The organism is Frateuria aurantia DSM 6220, from assembly GCF_000242255.2.
GTDB lineage: Bacteria > Pseudomonadota > Gammaproteobacteria > Xanthomonadales > Rhodanobacteraceae > Frateuria > Frateuria aurantia.
Genome location: NC_017033.1, coordinates 446,969 through 462,375, shown reverse-complemented (window position 1 = coordinate 462,375; position 15,407 = coordinate 446,969). Strand labels below are relative to the sequence as shown.

Genomic DNA, 15,407 nt, shown 5'->3' with positions numbered 1-15,407 from the left:
CATGAACACCACCCCTGAGCCGGTCGCCCTGCGACTGCTGGACCGAGAATTCCATATCGCCTGCGCCCCGGAGGAACTGGAAGGCCTGCTGGAATCGGCCCAGTTCCTGGACCGCAAGATGCGCGAACTCAAAGCCAATGCCCGCACCCCCGGTTTCGACCGCATCGCGGTGCTGGCCGCGATCAGCATCACCCACGAGCTGCTGCAGACCCGCAAGCAGAAGCAGCAGGCCGACCCGGAGCTGACCGAGGACCTTGCGCTATTGCGTCGCAAGCTTGAACAGGCACTCGCCGCCCACGTAAAATAGGCCTCGGCGTTTTCTGCGGTGTGCGCCAGCTCACTCTTACATTTGCCTTGTTCCTAAATACGGCCCCGGGTCGGCTTCACATCGGTTGTTGCGCATATCCACTGCGTGTGGAGAGCCTCTAGACCATGTTTGCCCTCCCACCTGATCCTCGTGGATCAAGGTCGTTTGGTGAGCAACGGCACCGCGGTTTACGCCACCTCATTCCCAAGGACCGCCCTGCCGCGGTCACTTGCCATGACAGTTCAGGAGACGCGGAACGTGAATGCCGCCGAGCGAGGCGAGATTCGCCGCCTCTTCGACCTGCAGCGCAAGCAATTGCCGCCGCGCGAACGGATCATCGCCGCGCAAGGTCTGCGCCAGAGTCTGGAACAGTTGCCGGATTTTCTCACCGATGTGCGGGTGGGCGGCTACTGGGCCGTCCATGGCGAAATCCCCTTGAACCTCGCCATCGCCGGGCTTGCCTCGCGTGGGCAGCAGTTCTGGCTGCCCGTGCTGCAGCCCGGTCCGTCGATGCGCTTCGCGCGCTGGGCCACTGGTGATGCCATCGTCAGCAACCGTTTCGGCATCCCCGAACCTGAACAGCAGGGTTCGCTGATCGAAGCCCAGGCGCTGGATCTCATCCTGGTGCCCTTGCTGGCTTTTGATCGACGCGGCTACCGGCTGGGCTATGGCGGTGGCTACTATGACCGGGTACTGGCCGAGCGCCGCCCACCCGACGAAGGCGGACCGTTGCTGGTCGGCGTCGGCTATGCTTTCCAGGGACTGGAACAGATCGAACCCGCGCCCTGGGATCTGCGTCTGGACTATGTCGCCACCGATCAGGAACTGATCGAATGCCAGCCGGTCAGCCACCACGAGTCTGAAACCCCATGAACCATTGGCTGATGAAGTCCGAACCCGATGTGTTTTCGATCGATGATCTGAAAACCCGTGGCAAGGAGCCCTGGGACGGCGTCCGCAATTACCAGGCGCGCAACTTCATGCGCGACGGCATGCGGATCGGCGACAGGATCTTCTTCTACCACTCCAACTGCAAGGTACCCGGCATCGTCGGCATCGCCGAGGTGGTCAGTGAAGCCTATCCCGATCCCTCGCAGTTCGATCCGGACAGCAAGTATTTCGATGCGGGCAGCAGCCGCGCCGCGCCGCGCTGGATGCTGGTGGATGTCGGCTATGTGCAGACCTTCCCGCGCACCATCAGCCTGGATGAGCTGAAGAGCTGTCCGCAACTCGCCGACATGCCCTTGCTGCGCAAGGGCAATCGCCTGTCGGTGATGCCGGTGGCCGCCGGCGACTGGCAATTCATCAACGGACTGGCCGGCGCCTGAACCAGGGCCGTGCCAGGTCACGGCTGCACGATTCGATCCCCACAGGATTTCACGGAGCTGAAATGAGTCAGGACAGCCAGAAGAAGGCCGCGGCCGAAGCCGCCATCCGCTATGTCGAGGACGGCATGATCGTCGGTGTCGGCACCGGCAGTACCGTCGCCCATTTCATCGAGGCACTGGGCCCCTTGCGCGACCGCATCGAAGGCGCGGTCTCCAGTTCGGTGCAGTCCACCGAGCACCTGCACCGGCTGCAGATTCCGGTGCTGGATCTCAATGCCTGCGGAACACTGGCCTTGTATGTCGACGGTGCCGACGAATGCGATCCGGCCAAGCGGCTGATCAAGGGCGGCGGAGCCGCCCTCACCCGTGAAAAGATCGTGGCCGAGGCCGCCCGCCGCTTTGTCTGCATCATCGATCAGAGCAAGCAGGTCGACCTGCTGGGCCACCATCCAGTACCGATCGAGGTGATTCCGATGGCCCGCAGCCTGGTCGCCCGTGAAATCGTCCGGCTGGGTGGCCAACCCGTCTGGCGCGACGGCGTGGTGACCGACAACGGCAACTGGATTCTGGATATCCACGGCTGGCGCATTGCCGACCCCAAGGCGCTGGAGCAGCAGATCAACCAGATTCCCGGTGTGGTCGCGGTCGGCCTGTTCGCCCGCCGCCCTGCGGATGTCGTGATCGTCGGCGGCCGCGAAGTGCAGATTCTGAGCTGATGCCAACCGACCCTCAAGGCACCGGCAGCCGACCAGGGCCCTCGCACGAAAAAGCCGCCCTTCGGGGCGGCTTTTTCGCAGACGGAGACGGCTGGATCAGCCGATCACGCGCTTGACCGCATCGACTACCTTGGGCACGGTGAAGCCGAAGTGCTCCAGCAGCACATCGCCCGGCGCCGAGGCACCGAAGGAGTGCATGCCGATCACCTCGCCATCCAGGCCCACATATTTGCGCCAGTAGTCGGCCAGAGCCGCTTCCACCGCGACGCGGGCACGGCACCAGCCCGGCAGCACCGCTTCGCGGTATTCCAGCGGCTGGGCATCGAAGACCTCGGCGCAAGGCAATGACACCACGCGCACCGGCACGCCGGCATCGGCGAGGGCCCGCGAAGCTTCCATCGCCAGTTCCACCTCCGAGCCGGTCGCCAGCAGGATGGCCTTGAACTGGCCGTCGGCCGGATCGGACAAGACGTAGCCGCCCTGCTTGATCTGGGCCAGCTGCTCGTCGCTGCGATGCTGATGCTTCAGGTTCTGGCGCGAGAAGATCAGGCAGCTGGGCTTGCCCTTGCGCTCGATCGCCTGCTGCCAGGACACCGCCGACTCCACGTCGTCGCAGGGGCGCCAGACATGGTTGCCCGGGATATAGCGCAGACTGGGGATATGCTCGATCGGCTGATGGGTCGGACCGTCGGCGCCCAGACCGATGGAGTCATGGGTGTAGACGTGGATGACCTGGGCCGGAATCAACGCACTCATCCGCACCGCGTTGCGGGCATAGTCGGAGAACACCAGGAAGGTGGCGTCATAGGGAATGAAGCCACCATGCAGGGCGATGCCGTTGGCAATCGCGCTCATGCCGAACTCGCGCACGCCGTAGTGGGCATAGTTCCCATCCGGGCCGGTCACGCTCTTGCTGCCCTTCCACAACGTCAGGTTGGACGGGGCCAGGTCAGCGGAACCACCGAACAGGGACGGCAGCAGCGGGGCGAAGGCGCCGATGGCCTGCTGCGAGGCCTTGCGGGTGGCAACATCGCCGCCAGCGGCCTGGATCTGCCGGATATAGGCGGCCGACTTCTCGCTCCAGTCGGCCGGCAACTCGCCACTCAGGCGCTGCTGCAATTCGGCGGCCAGTTCCGGGAACGCCTGGGCATAGGCGGCAAAGGCCGTCTCCCACTTCGCCACGCGCTCGTCACCGGCCTTGCGCGCATCCCATCCAGCGTAGATTTCCTGCGGAATCTCGAAGGGGGCATGACGCCAGTCCAGCTCGTCGCGGGCCGCCGCGATCTCGGCCTTGCCCAGCGGCGAGCCGTGGGATTCTTCCTTGCCCTGCTTGTGCGGGGCGCCAAAGCCGATGATGGTCTTGGCGCAGATCAGCACCGGCTGATCGCCACCGCTGACGGCCTCGGCCAGCGCAGCCTTGATGGCCTCGGGGTTGTGGCCGTCGACATCACGGATCACTTTCCAGCCATAGGCCTCGAAGCGCTTCGGGGTATCGTCGGTGAACCAGCCATGGACTTCGCCATCGATCGAGATGCCATTGTCATCATAGATCGCGACCAGCTTGCCCAGCTTCCAGGTACCGGCCAGCGAGGCGGCTTCATGCGAAACGCCTTCCATCATGCAGCCGTCGCCGAGAAACACGAAGGTGTGGTGGTCGACGATGTCATGCCCGGGACGGTTGTAATGCCCGGCCAGTGTCTTCTCGGCCAGAGCGAAGCCGACCGCATTGGCGAAGCCCTGTCCCAGCGGACCGGTGGTGGTCTCGACACCGGGGGTCTCGTTGTATTCCGGGTGTCCCGGGGTCTTGGAGTGCAGTTCGCGGAACTGCTTGAGGTCGTTGATCGACAAGTCGTACCCCGACAGATGCAGCAGCGCGTACTGCAGCATCGAACCGTGTCCGTTGGACAGCAGGAAACGATCGCGATTGAACCACTTCGGCTGGTTGGGGCTGTGCGAATAGAAATCGTTCCAAAGCACCTCGGCGATGTCCGCCATGCCCATGGGCATGCCGGGATGGCCGTTGTTGGCAGCTTCCACGGCATCCATGGCGAGTGCCCGGACGGCATTGGCAAGTACGCGACGATCAGACATAAACAGTCTCCATCTTCATAGCGATAAGGCAGTCAAACTGCCAAGGGCAGGCGCATATTGTCGCTCATCACGCTCCGGCTGTCGCCTCTTGGAATGGCCGAAGCATGAATGCCCTGCCGGCAAGCCCCATCCTGCCGGAACGAGGAACCGATCGATGCCGCGGCGCGCGCGGCAGAGGCCGGAGGCCTGCCCGTTCCGCGAATTCACGGGCAGAAAGCAGGCCGGACCGGAGTCCAGGCAGGAGACGGCCGGCTCGGCGAGTCGCACCTCGCGACCCACGCTCGGAATCCGGGGCCAGGACCGCATCGACCAGGCTCTGGCAACGGCAATCGCCTGCATCCGGGCTCCAGGCAGGGCTCCGGGTTCCAGCTCGCCGGTTTTTTCCCCGAAAGTATCGAGAAAAAGGTCTCCTTGATTGCTTAACTTTTACTTAATTCAAGACCGGCGGGTATGGAAATCCTTCAGGTCCGCCCCGATCTAATACGCGTGTTGCGATGCATCGCGGCACGCCATCGCCCATCTGGCGATCCCCAAGCCGGGCGATGGCGTACAAAAAAAACTGAGGAGTACCCCCATGTACAAGAAACTGCTTGCTGTCGCTGTCCTCGCCGCCGTCGGCGCCACCGCCGTCCCGGCCGTCTTCGCCCAGGACAATATCCAGCCCGCCGACCAGAATGCGCTGAACCAGCCCCTGCCCAATGCCAAGGGCGGCTGGTACATCGATCTGGGCGCTGGCGCCGCCATGTCCGGCATCAGCAATGGCTACAAGGGCACCAGCTATGCCGGCTCGCTGAGCGGCGGCTATCTGTTCCCGGTCAGCCCTGATCTGAGTGTCGGTCCCGAGCTGGGCTACGTCTATCTGGGCCACCAGACCCCGGGCATCGGCTACGGCAACAACTACCGTTCGGGCGGCAACTACGTCAACGGCCGTGATGGCGAAGCCCGCTCGCGCGGCATCACCTTCGGTGCCAACCTGCGCCTGAACCTGACCCCCGGCTGGTACATGACCCTGCACGGCGGCCTGTACGACGCGCATGGCGAAGGCCTGAACACCATCACCGAAGCCCCCTCGGTGGTCCGCTTCAACAACAACCTGGGCTATTACATCGGCGTGGGCACCGGCTGGGACATCAGCCGTCACTGGAGCGTGGGCGCCACGGCCGACTACTACCGCGTCAGCAACGGCGGCACCGGAAGCAACAACCCGAAGACCTATGCACTGGATACCGAAGTGTTCGGCGTGAAGGGCGAATACCGCTTCTGAGCAACGCCATGACCGCGTACCGTCTGCGACGGTACGACGGCAACGGCAAAGGGGCGACCGCGAGGTCGCCCCTTTTGCATGTCCGATCCGCCAACCGTCGGGCCGGACCATGGACTGGCAAAGCTTACTTCTTGACCCACTTGCCCAGCGCGGCCTGGCCGTTTTCACGGGCCCGTTCGGCCACGATCTTCTGGGCAGCCGCCACATTGCCGTTGAGATCCTTGGCCCACAGCTTCAACGCGGCCTGCTGCATCGCCCGGCCATAGGAGAACGACAGCGGCCACGGCAGCTTCTCGCCGCTGGTATGCATCGCATTCAGATGCGCGGTGGACTGCTCGTCGGTCTGACCGCCGGAAAGGAAGACAATGCCCGGCAGGGTGGCCGGCACCGTGGACTTCAGCACCCGCACGGTGGCATCAGCCACGTCTTCGACCGAGGCCTGTTCCGGTGCATCCTTGCCCGGGATCACCATGCTGGTCTTCAGGATGGTGCCTTCCAGCAGCACGTTCTGCTCGTACAAGGCATTGAACACGCTGCGCAGCACGGCTTCGTGCACTTCGTAGCTGACATCCAGGCTATGGTCGCCATCCATGATGACTTCCGGCTCCACCATCGGCACCAGACCGGCTTCCTGACACAGCGCCGCATAGCGGGCAAGTGCATGGGCATTGGCCTCGATCGCGGCAGAGCTGGGGGTTTCTTCGCTGATGTTGATCACCGCGCGCCACTTGGCGAACTGGGCGCCCAGCCTGGCGTATTCCTGCAGCCGCTCACGCAGACCGTCCAGGCCCTCGGTGACCACATCACCCGGATACAGCGCCAGCGGCACCGGCCCCTTGTCGACCTTGATGCCGGGAATGATGCCGGCCTTCTTCATCAGGGTGGTGAACGGAACGCCGTCCTTGGTCGACTGGCGGATGGTCTCGTCAAACAGGATCGCACCCGAAATGTGCTCGGACAGGCCCGGGGTGGTCAGCAGCAATTCGCGGTAGGCGCGCCGGTTCTCTTCGGTGTTCTCGATGCCGACCGCTTCGAAGCGGCGCTGGATCGTACCGGTGGACTCATCAATCGCGATGATGCCTTTGCCGCGGGCAACCATGGCAAGGGCAATGCTTTCCAGATCTTCAATGCTCATGACAACTCCAATGTAGGTAACGGAAGACGGTCGTGACCGCCGATAAACGGATAGAAGACGGCGGCGCCAAGGTCACGCGGCCGTGATCCGGCGCGACCTCAGTCGCGGGGATAGCCGGGCAACTGGCAGGCCGCCATCAGACGTTGCTGTCCGGCCGGATCATCCGGCGCGTTGAATGGCACCACGTAATAGGTCGACACCGGATCACTGCCGCGATTGGACAACGAAGGGCCGTAGCGGAAATTCGAGACCGCGCTGATCGCTGCCGAACCCAGGTCGCTGGCCGGCACGCTGGCACGCACCTTGACATCCCGCGGCACGCCATCGGAACCGATCAGGTAGCTGACGGCGACGCAGCCGGGCTTGTCGATGTTGTTTCCGCTGTCCGGCACCTCGACATCGACGGTGCGGTTGAGCAGGATCCAGTAGTTGTGGAGATGGTCCGGGGCGACCAGCCTGGCGGCCATGGCCGTCTGCGTGCCTGCGGCCATCAGCACGGCCAGCGCCGCGATCCGGATCAGCGCCTTGCCAGATCGTCTGGGCGACATCATGTTCATCCTGCACTCCGCTGGGGTCGCGCCGATCCGGCGCCGTCAATTCTGGTGCCGCAGTGTAACCCGAGCCGGGCACAAACTTCCCACTGCCGGCTTAACGGAGCGGCAGCCCGCCGGGACCGGACCGGCCGCCGCCGCTTTACAGCTGGCGGCTGCCTTCGATGCCGCCTTCCGCCGACACCCGCAGCAGCTTGAGGGTATTGGTGGTGCCCAGCACGCCGGTCTGATCGCCCTGGGTCAGGATCAACCGGTCTCCGGACTGCAGTACACCCTGCTTGAACAAGATACCGATCGCCTCCCGCGCGGCCTCGGCCGGGATATCCGAATGCGCCTCGAAGGCCACCGGAATCACATCGCGCAAGACCAGCATCCGCCTCCTCGCATCCGCCGACGGCGACAAGGCATAGATCGGCACCGCCGTGCGGAAACGCGAGAGCCACTGGGCCGTGCCGCCGGACTGGGGCATCGACACGATGGCCTTGACCTCGAGCCGGGTGGCCAGACCCACGGCCGCCAGAGCGATCGCCTGATCCGTGCGATCCAGCTGGTGACCACTGCGATCGAAATCGTCATGCGGCACGAATTGCCGCTCGGCGCCCAGGCAGATCCGCCGCATCGCCGCCACGGCCTTGTCCGGGTGATCGCCGGCCGCGGTTTCCTGCGACAGCATCACCGCATCGGTACCGTCGATCACGGCATTGGCCACATCCAGCACTTCGGCACGGGTGGGAATCGGCGCGGTCACCATCGACTGCAGCATCTGGGTCGCCGTGATCACCGCGCGATTGCGCTTGAGCGATTCACTGATGATCTTCTTCTGCAGACCCGGCAGCTCGGCATCGCCGATTTCCACGCCCAGATCCCCGCGCGCGACCATGACCACATCGGAGGCATCGATGATGTCGCCCAGTACCGGAATCGCGTCGGCCCGTTCGATCTTGGACACCAGCCATGCACTGCCGCCGGCTTCATGCAGCAAGCGTCGCGCCTCGTCCATGTCGGCGCCGGAGCGCACGAACGAGACTGCCAGGAAGTCGGCCTCCAGCTCGGCGGCCAGCTTGATGTCCGCACGATCCTTGTCGGAAAGTGCCGATACCGACAAGCCGCCGCCCTGGCGATTCAGCCCCTTGCGATCCGACAGCTTGCCCGGCACCAGCACTCTGCAGCGGACTTCGCTGCCGACGACCGATTCGACCGTCAGCGCCACCAGGCCATCATCCAGCAGCAGCACATCACCGGCCGCCACGTCACGAGGCAGATCGTGATAACTGACGCCCACCCGCTGCTGATCGCCCGCCGGTGCATCCGGATGACAGTCCAGCACGAAGGGAGCGCCCTCCCGCAGTTCGATCGGTCCGTGGGCAAAGCGCTCGATGCGGATCTTGGGGCCTTGCAGATCGGCCAGCACGGCGACTTCGCTGCCGACCCGACGCGCGGCCTCGCGCACCGCGCGGGCCCGTGCCCGATGATCGTCCGGCTGACCATGCGAAAGATTCAGCCGCACCACGTTGACACCCTCGGCGATGATGCGGTCCAGCATGCCGGGCGTATCGGTAGCCGGGCCCAGGGTGGCCACGATCCGGGTGCGTCGCAGCTGCACCGTCGGAAGGGAAGAGATGTCGCGGGTATCCTTGCTCATGGAAGATCAACCTCGCAGATGACGATGGATGACGAGACTCAGGGCTTGCCGCCCGCGGTCCCCAGACTTTCGTTCAATACTTCGGCCAGATGCCGGCCGGCGATCCGCAGCTGTTGCTCGGCGATCGGCAGGCGGCTGGTGACATAGGATGCCTCGATGACATGACCGGCAGGATAGACGCCCTGGTCACGGGTGATCCGGCAGGATGCCTCGGCCCAGGCGGCATAGCGCTCGACACCGGCGGCGTTGACATCAGGCGCGCCCAGCGGTCCCTCGGCGGCCAGCTTGTCAGCATAGGCCTGCCAGCCCAGATGCCGGGTGCCCAGCAGGCCGGAATCCCAGACCCGGTGCAGATTGCTGCCACGGCCATCGAACTGGACCTGGTAGGCATTGCCGCCCTTGTCATCGCGGTAGCCGTCATGCAGGGGTTGGTGCTCGTCCCCCACGAAATGCACCACGAACTTCAGGGCCTGCAGGCGCTGCGCATCCGGCAGTTTCCGGTCCGACAAGACCTCGACATAGTGTTGCAGGCCAGCCACCACGCACTGACCACCGCGGCAATCACGCTCGGGAACATAGCGGCAGTCGGCCGAACCGAAATTGATGTAGTGCTGTCGCCGGGTCTGCTGCCACAGCCCGGCCTGGCCCGGATCATCCTGGATCATGTCCGGCCAGCTGGCGATATCGGCCAGTTGACGGGTATGGTCAGGGGCCAGCAGCCGCTGCACCTCGGCCGAAGCCTCCGGACTCAGCTGCCGCTGGGCCAGATCGGCGACGATGCTGTGCCCCAGCGGCCCCCAGGCCATCGCCAGAGGCGCGGCCAGACTCAAGACGGCCCCGAGGGCCAGTCCGGACAGGTGGATCGATCGACGCATGCAACAAGTCTCTCAGAGTGAAAAGGTGGAAGCCGGAGTCGCATCCAGACTGGCATAGGCCGCCTGCGGCAGTTCCGGCAAAACCCCGCCCTGGACGGCCGCGGCGATGATCTGGTCGGCCTGCAGGGTCTCGATGCCCTCGACCTGGTACCACTCGTCACGATAATAACTGTGCGCGTAGCGTTCGCCGGAATCGCAGAGGATCGACACGATGGAGCCGGCCAGTCCCGCCTGCTTCATGGACTGGGCGGCCTGGAGCACGCCGACGAAGTTGGTGCCCGTCGAGCCGCCCACGCGCCGCCCCAGCTGGCGACTCAGATGGCGCATCGCCGCCAGGCTGAGCGCGTCCGGCACCTTGACCATGAGATCGATGCAACTGGGAATGAAGCTGAGCTCCGGTTTGGGACGTCCAATGCCTTCGATCCGCGAGCCGGCACACGCCAGTGCGGGTTCGGCACCTGGCTGGCGGCTGCGCGAGTAATGATCGAAAAAGGCCGAGGTCTCGGGATCCACGCAGAGAATGCCGGTCGGATGCTGCCGATAACGCGCGTAGCGGCCCAGCGTCGCCGCCGTGCCGCCGGTCCCGGCGCTGCAGACGATCCAGGCCGGCACCGGATGCGGTTCCAGCGCCATCTGGCGATAGATCGATTCAGCGATATTGTTGTTGGCCCGCCAATCGGTCGCCCGTTCGGCGTAGGTGAACTGATCCATGAAGTGGCCGCCCGTCTCCTGCGCCAGTCGCACCGAGGCCTGATGCAGACCGGCCGGATCTTCGACCAGATGGCAGCGTCCGCCGTAGAACTCGATCGCGGCGATTTTTTCCGGCGAGGTGCAGCGCGGCACCACGGCCACGAAAGGCAGTCCGAGCAGGCGTGCGAAATAGGCCTCGGAGACGGCGGTGGAACCGCTGGAGGCCTCGATCACGGGCCTGCCCGGCTCCAGCCAGCCATTGGCCAGGGCATACAGGAACAGTGAGCGGGCCAGCCGATGTTTCAGACTGCCGGTCGGGTGGCTGGACTCATCCTTGAAATAGACCTGGATGCCGGGATAACCGGGCAGATCCACCGGAATCAGATGCGTGTCGGCGGAGCGATTGAAGTCCGCCTCAATCGTGTTGATGGCCGTGGCCACCCAGTCTCGGTGCTTGTTGCGCATACGGATCCAGACAGGTTGCGGAATGTGGCAGGACCTGTCCGGCAAGCTGTCGGATGACGCCATGCCGGCTCGGGTCGAGCCGCCTACACAGTAGCTAACTCTACCATCCCCTGCCCCCTCGCGAACGCCTGCATTTGGGCTAGAATCGCAGACCTGCCAAGGTTCATGCTGTTCCCTTCCCTCCCCAAGGACAGATCCGATGCCTATCAAGGTTGCCATCAATGGTTATGGCCGTATCGGCCGCAATACCCTCCGCGCACTGTATGAAGCCGGTCGCGGTGACGAGATCCAGATCGTCGCCGTCAATGATCTTGGCAATGCCGAGACCAATGCGCACCTGACCCAGTACGATACCGCCCACGGCCGCTTCCCCGGCAAGGTGCATGTCGATGCGGGTGACCTGATCGTCAACGGCGACCGGATCAAGGTGTTTGCCGAACGTGATCCGGCCAAGCTGCCCTGGGGTGAACTGGGCGTTGATATCGTGCTGGAATCCACCGGGTTCTTTACCTCCAAGGCCAAGGCGAAGGCCCATCTGCAGGCCGGCGCCAAAAAGGTGATCATTTCGGCCCCCGGTGACAAGGATGTCGATGGCACCTTCGTCTACGGCGTCAACCACGACCAGCTGACCGCCGCTCACGAAGTGATCTCCAACGCTTCCTGCACGACCAACTGTCTGGCGCCGCTGGCCAAGGTGCTGCACGAGAAGATCGGCATCGTGCATGGTCTGATGACCACGGTGCACTCCTATACCAATGACCAGGTGCTGACCGACGTCTATCATTCGGATCTGCGCCGGGCGCGTTCGGCCACCCATTCGCAGATCCCGACCAAGACCGGCGCCGCCGCCGCGGTCGGGCTGGTGCTGCCGGAGCTCAACGGCAAACTCGATGGTTTCGCCCTGCGCGTGCCGACCATCAATGTCTCGGTAGTCGACCTCAGCTTCGTGGCCAGCCGCGCCACCACCCGAGAGGAGATCGACGAGGTGGTGCGCACGGCCGCCGAGGGTCCGCTGAAGGGCATTCTGGCCGTCAACACCCAGCCTCTGGTCTCGATCGACTTCAACCACGACGCCCATTCTTCGACCTATGACGCCACCCAGACGCGGGTCATGGACGGCACCCTGGTCAAGGTCCTGTCGTGGTACGACAATGAATGGGGTTTTTCCAACCGAATGCTCGACATGGCGGTCGCACTGGCCAACGCCAGATGATGCAAGGACGGGACCGGCGCCAGCCGGTCCCGTCGGACTCAGGCATGAGTCAGCGCCGGCCGCCGGGGCTCGACGCGACCGGGCATCAGGCCAGTACCGCCAGCGCGGCCGTGTAGTCCGGCTCGTCGGCGATTTCGGCCACCAGTTCGGCATGCAGCACCTTGTTGTCCGCATCCAGCACCACCACGGCACGCGCGGCAAGACCCTGCAGGGGACCGGAAGCGATCGCCACGCCATAGTCCTGCAGAAAGCCGGGGCTGCGGAAACTCGACAAGGTGGTCACATGGTCCAGACCTTCGGCACCGCAGAAACGGGCCTGGGCAAACGGCAGATCGGCGGAGATGCAAAGCACCACAGTATCGGCCAGGGCCGCCGCCTTTTCATTGAAGCGACGCACCGAGGCGGCACAGGTCGGGGTATCGATGCTGGGAAAGATGTTCAGCACCTTGCGCTTGCCGGCGAAGCTCTCCAGCGTGACGGCGCCCAGCGCCGCGGTGGTCAGGCTGAAGTCCGGCGCGACGGTGCCGGGCTTGGGAAAGTGGCCGGACACGTCGATCGCCTGGCCCTTGAGGGTGACCTGGGACATATGGAACTCCTGTGTGGATGGCGCGAAAGGGGCTACAGCATAGCACCGCCGATCCACCCCGCCCGAACCGTCCCCCGCCTCAGCCGGAGGCGTGATCCAGCAGTCGCCGCTTCAGCGGCCCCAGCCGATCCACCAGACGGATTCCCAGGCCGCGCAACATCTGTGCCGGCAGCGACTGCCAGCCATAGATCCTGGCCAGACCGTCGAAACTCAAGGCATCCAGAGTATTCGCGCTTTGCCGGCGACGGCCGTAACGCGCCAGCACTTCCGGCGTATCCACCGCCAGACCGGCCTGCAGTCCCTGCTGCAGACAATTGCGCAGCTCGACCACATCGCGCAGACCCAGATTGACTCCCTGGCCGGCCAGCGGATGCACGGTATGCGCCGCATCGCCCAGCAGTACCATCCGCCCGGCGACATAGGACTGGGCCAGTTGCAGGCGCAGCGGAAAGCCGGCCCGCTCCGTGGTATCCAGAATCCGGCCCAGCCGGAAATCAGTCGCCACGCCCAGCTCCTGCATGAAAGCATCGTCCGGCAAGGCCAGCACCCGACGTGCTTCATCGACCGGGAGTGACCAGACCAGGGAGCTGCGACCGTCAGCCAGCGGCAGCAAGGCCACCGGACCGGTACCGAGAAAACGCTGCCAGGCCGTGTCGGCATGCGGCCGCTCGGTGCGGACATGGGCGACCACCGCAATCTGTCCGTAATCCCTTCGCCGCACGTCGATGCCGGCCATCTCCCGCAACGGCGAGTCCGAGCCGTCAGCTGCCACGACCAGTCGCGCACTCAGCAGATCGCCGGATTCATCCACCGGCTCGGCCAGACGCAGGTTGATCCGGTCCTCGCGCTGTTCCACCCCGGTCACCCGAGCCGGACACAGCCGCCGCACGCCGGCGGCATCCAGAGCCTGCCACAGTGCCGACTGCACCAGCCGGTTTTCGACGATACGCCCCAGTTCGGCCTCGCCACGGCTGGCCGCATCAAAATCGATGCTGGCGCCGGTGGCCGCGTCCCAGACATGCATCTTGCGATAAATGCCGGTACGCCCGGCACGAATCGCCGGCCAGACCCCCAGCTCGTCCAGCAAGGCCACCGAGGAAGGTGCAAGACCGACCACCCGCAGATCCACCTCGTCATCCACCGACCAGGGCTCAGGTACCGCACGATCGATCAGGCAGCATTTCAGGCCCAGCCTTGCCAGCGCCAGCACGGCAGCCGCACCGCCCATGCCGCCACCGACCACCGCCACATCAAGGCCCGGTCCGCGCCGACGGCCGGCCAGGCTGGTCAAATTGTGAGAACTCATTCGCGCAACTCCATCTGGCTCAAGGGCAGTCCCGGGCGAAAGCCCATGCCTTGACGGGCCACGGCCTGATGCAGACCATCCAGCCGATCTATCAGCAACAAACCCAGCGAATGCAACGGCCCGGTCCAGGCCGGCGCATGGCAGACCAGCCGGATCAGCCGATCACTGGACTGCATGGTTGCCGCGCGATCAGACTCGCGCCGCAGCGCATAGGCCTGCAGCAAGGATTCCAGGCCCGGATCCGCGGCCTCGCCCACCATCTCGGCCAAGGTCAGCGCGTCACGCAGCCCCAGATTGAAGCCCTGGGCACCGACCGGGTGCACGGTCTGGGCGGCATTGCCGACCAATACCGCCCGCTCGCCCGTCAGGCGACCTGCCGCACAGGAGGCAATCGGATAGCCGTGGCGTCGTCCCGGCTGACTCAGCCGCCCCAGCCACCAGCCGAAGTCATCCTGCACCCGCTGGATAAAAGCACCGTCATCCAGCTCCGCCAGGGTCTCGGCCTCCTCGCCCGGCACCGTCAAGACCACACCGCAGCGGCCATCCGGCAGCGGCAGCACCGCGACCGGACCGGTCTCGCGGAAACGTTCCCAGGCCCGTCCCTGATGCGGTCGCTCGCTGGCCACCGTGGCCACGAACAAGGTCTGGCCGTAATCATGGCGTATCGCGCCGATGCCGAGCCGATCGCGGACCATCGAGGCGGTACCGTCGGCCCCGACCAGCAAAGGCGTCAGACAGGTCTGCAGGCCTTCGGCCGTCTGCAGCTCCAGTCGCCAGCCGCCACTGACCGGGGCGGCGGCGACCAGTCTGGCTGGTGCCTGACGCCGCAGCTGGCGGCAGGCCTCGAGCCGCTGCAGCAGGGCCCGTCCCAGCGCCCGCGCCGGCAGGGTCCAGCCCAGAGCTTCGACACCCGCGCGCTGCGCCTCGATCCGCAGACTGCCGAAACTCCCGGCCCGACTGACATGGACCTCCCGGATAGGCTCCGCGAAGGCGGCCGCATGCTCCCATACCCCCAGCCGGCGCAACCCGTTGACCGTGGTCCTGGACAAGGCCAGATTGCGATCATCGTGACTGGGCTGGGTATCCGGTCGCGGCGCCGAGGCTTCCACCAGGACCGCCGGACGGCCCATCAGATCCAGAGCGATCGCCAGACTGGCACCGACCAGACCGCCGCCGACAATCACGATTTCGGCGTCGGCTGACACCGTTTGCTGAAAAGGATGTGCTTGCATAGCCGC

At 65.0% G+C, this 15,407-nt stretch carries 15 protein-coding genes and 1 other RNA gene; 7 read left to right on the top strand and 9 right to left on the bottom strand.

Translation table 11 applies throughout. The features are described 5' to 3' along the window. Position 1 precedes the first annotated feature (1 nt). The 5 genes from FRAAU_RS01980 to rpiA all read left to right on the top strand — a co-directional run bounded on the left by FRAAU_RS01980 (position 2) and on the right by rpiA (position 2,351). Positions 2–307 (top strand): cell division protein ZapA, encoded by a 306-nt coding sequence (locus tag FRAAU_RS01980; protein ID WP_014401898.1) that lies wholly within the window; start codon positions 2–4, stop codon positions 305–307. Between the two features lie 7 nt (positions 308–314). Next, a non-coding RNA gene (ssrS, locus tag FRAAU_RS16750) (6S RNA) lies at positions 315–501 on the top strand. A 64-nt stretch (positions 502–565) separates the two neighbouring features. Then, positions 566–1,180, top strand: coding sequence for a 5-formyltetrahydrofolate cyclo-ligase (locus tag FRAAU_RS01975; RefSeq protein ID WP_014401897.1), 615 nt, complete (start codon positions 566–568; stop codon positions 1,178–1,180). Continuing rightward, on the top strand, positions 1,177–1,635 hold the full coding sequence (locus FRAAU_RS01970; protein ID WP_014401896.1) for an EVE domain-containing protein: 459 nt from the start codon (positions 1,177–1,179) through the stop codon (positions 1,633–1,635). The genes FRAAU_RS01975 and FRAAU_RS01970 overlap by 4 nt, the downstream gene beginning before the upstream one ends. Before the next feature lie 62 nt (positions 1,636–1,697). Further along, complete coding sequence (gene rpiA / locus FRAAU_RS01965; RefSeq protein ID WP_014401895.1) at positions 1,698–2,351, top strand: ribose-5-phosphate isomerase RpiA; 654 nt, start codon at positions 1,698–1,700, stop codon at positions 2,349–2,351. A gap of 96 nt (positions 2,352–2,447) precedes the next feature. On the opposite strand, the gene tkt is transcribed toward rpiA, so the two are convergent. Continuing rightward, positions 2,448–4,442 carry a transketolase gene (gene tkt / locus FRAAU_RS01960; RefSeq protein ID WP_014401894.1) on the bottom strand — a complete coding sequence of 665 codons (1,995 nt, stop codon included), beginning with the start codon at positions 4,440–4,442 and terminating at the stop codon, positions 2,448–2,450. Positions 4,443–5,016: 574 nt separating this feature from the next. On the opposite strand from tkt, the gene FRAAU_RS01955 reads away from it, so the two are divergent. Then, positions 5,017–5,706, top strand: a complete 690-nt coding sequence (locus FRAAU_RS01955; RefSeq protein WP_014401892.1) for an outer membrane protein — start codon at positions 5,017–5,019, stop codon at positions 5,704–5,706. A 124-nt stretch (positions 5,707–5,830) separates the two neighbouring features. Here the strand turns inward: FRAAU_RS01955 and FRAAU_RS01950 are convergent, their stop codons facing one another. The 5 genes from FRAAU_RS01950 to FRAAU_RS01930 form a co-directional block, all read right to left on the bottom strand. Then, a complete protein-coding gene (locus FRAAU_RS01950; protein WP_014401891.1) occupies positions 5,831–6,841 on the bottom strand; it encodes a class I fructose-bisphosphate aldolase in 1,011 nt (336 codons plus the stop codon). 98 nt (positions 6,842–6,939) lie between these two features. Further along, positions 6,940–7,398 carry an energy transducer TonB gene (locus tag FRAAU_RS01945; RefSeq protein ID WP_014401890.1) on the bottom strand — a complete coding sequence of 153 codons (459 nt, stop codon included), beginning with the start codon at positions 7,396–7,398 and terminating at the stop codon, positions 6,940–6,942. Between the two features lie 136 nt (positions 7,399–7,534). Further along, complete coding sequence (gene pyk, locus FRAAU_RS01940; RefSeq protein WP_014401889.1) at positions 7,535–9,034, bottom strand: pyruvate kinase; 1,500 nt, start codon at positions 9,032–9,034, stop codon at positions 7,535–7,537. Between the two features lie 38 nt (positions 9,035–9,072). Further along, complete coding sequence (locus FRAAU_RS01935) at positions 9,073–9,909, bottom strand: S1/P1 nuclease (protein ID WP_014401888.1); 837 nt, start codon at positions 9,907–9,909, stop codon at positions 9,073–9,075. Between the two features lie 12 nt (positions 9,910–9,921). Then, on the bottom strand, positions 9,922–11,064 hold the full coding sequence (locus FRAAU_RS01930) for a PLP-dependent cysteine synthase family protein (protein WP_014401887.1): 1,143 nt from the start codon (positions 11,062–11,064) through the stop codon (positions 9,922–9,924). A 199-nt stretch (positions 11,065–11,263) separates the two neighbouring features. Between FRAAU_RS01930 and gap the strand changes: the two genes are divergently transcribed. Beyond that, positions 11,264–12,277, top strand: a complete 1,014-nt coding sequence (gene gap / locus FRAAU_RS01925) for a type I glyceraldehyde-3-phosphate dehydrogenase (RefSeq protein ID WP_014401886.1) — start codon at positions 11,264–11,266, stop codon at positions 12,275–12,277. 85 nt (positions 12,278–12,362) lie between these two features. Here gap and tpx read toward each other — a convergent pair whose 3' ends face one another. The 3 genes from tpx to ubiH form a co-directional block, all read right to left on the bottom strand. Next, the gene (gene tpx / locus FRAAU_RS01920) at positions 12,363–12,863 is read right to left on the bottom strand and encodes a thiol peroxidase (protein ID WP_014401885.1); all 501 of its coding nucleotides are present in this window, start codon (positions 12,861–12,863) and stop codon (positions 12,363–12,365) included. A gap of 79 nt (positions 12,864–12,942) precedes the next feature. Then, on the bottom strand, positions 12,943–14,169 hold the full coding sequence (locus FRAAU_RS01915; protein ID WP_014401884.1) for a UbiH/UbiF/VisC/COQ6 family ubiquinone biosynthesis hydroxylase: 1,227 nt from the start codon (positions 14,167–14,169) through the stop codon (positions 12,943–12,945). Beyond that, a complete protein-coding gene (ubiH, locus tag FRAAU_RS01910) occupies positions 14,166–15,401 on the bottom strand; it encodes a 2-octaprenyl-6-methoxyphenyl hydroxylase (protein ID WP_014401883.1) in 1,236 nt (411 codons plus the stop codon). The genes FRAAU_RS01915 and ubiH overlap by 4 nt, the downstream gene beginning before the upstream one ends. Positions 15,402–15,407 lie beyond the last annotated feature (6 nt).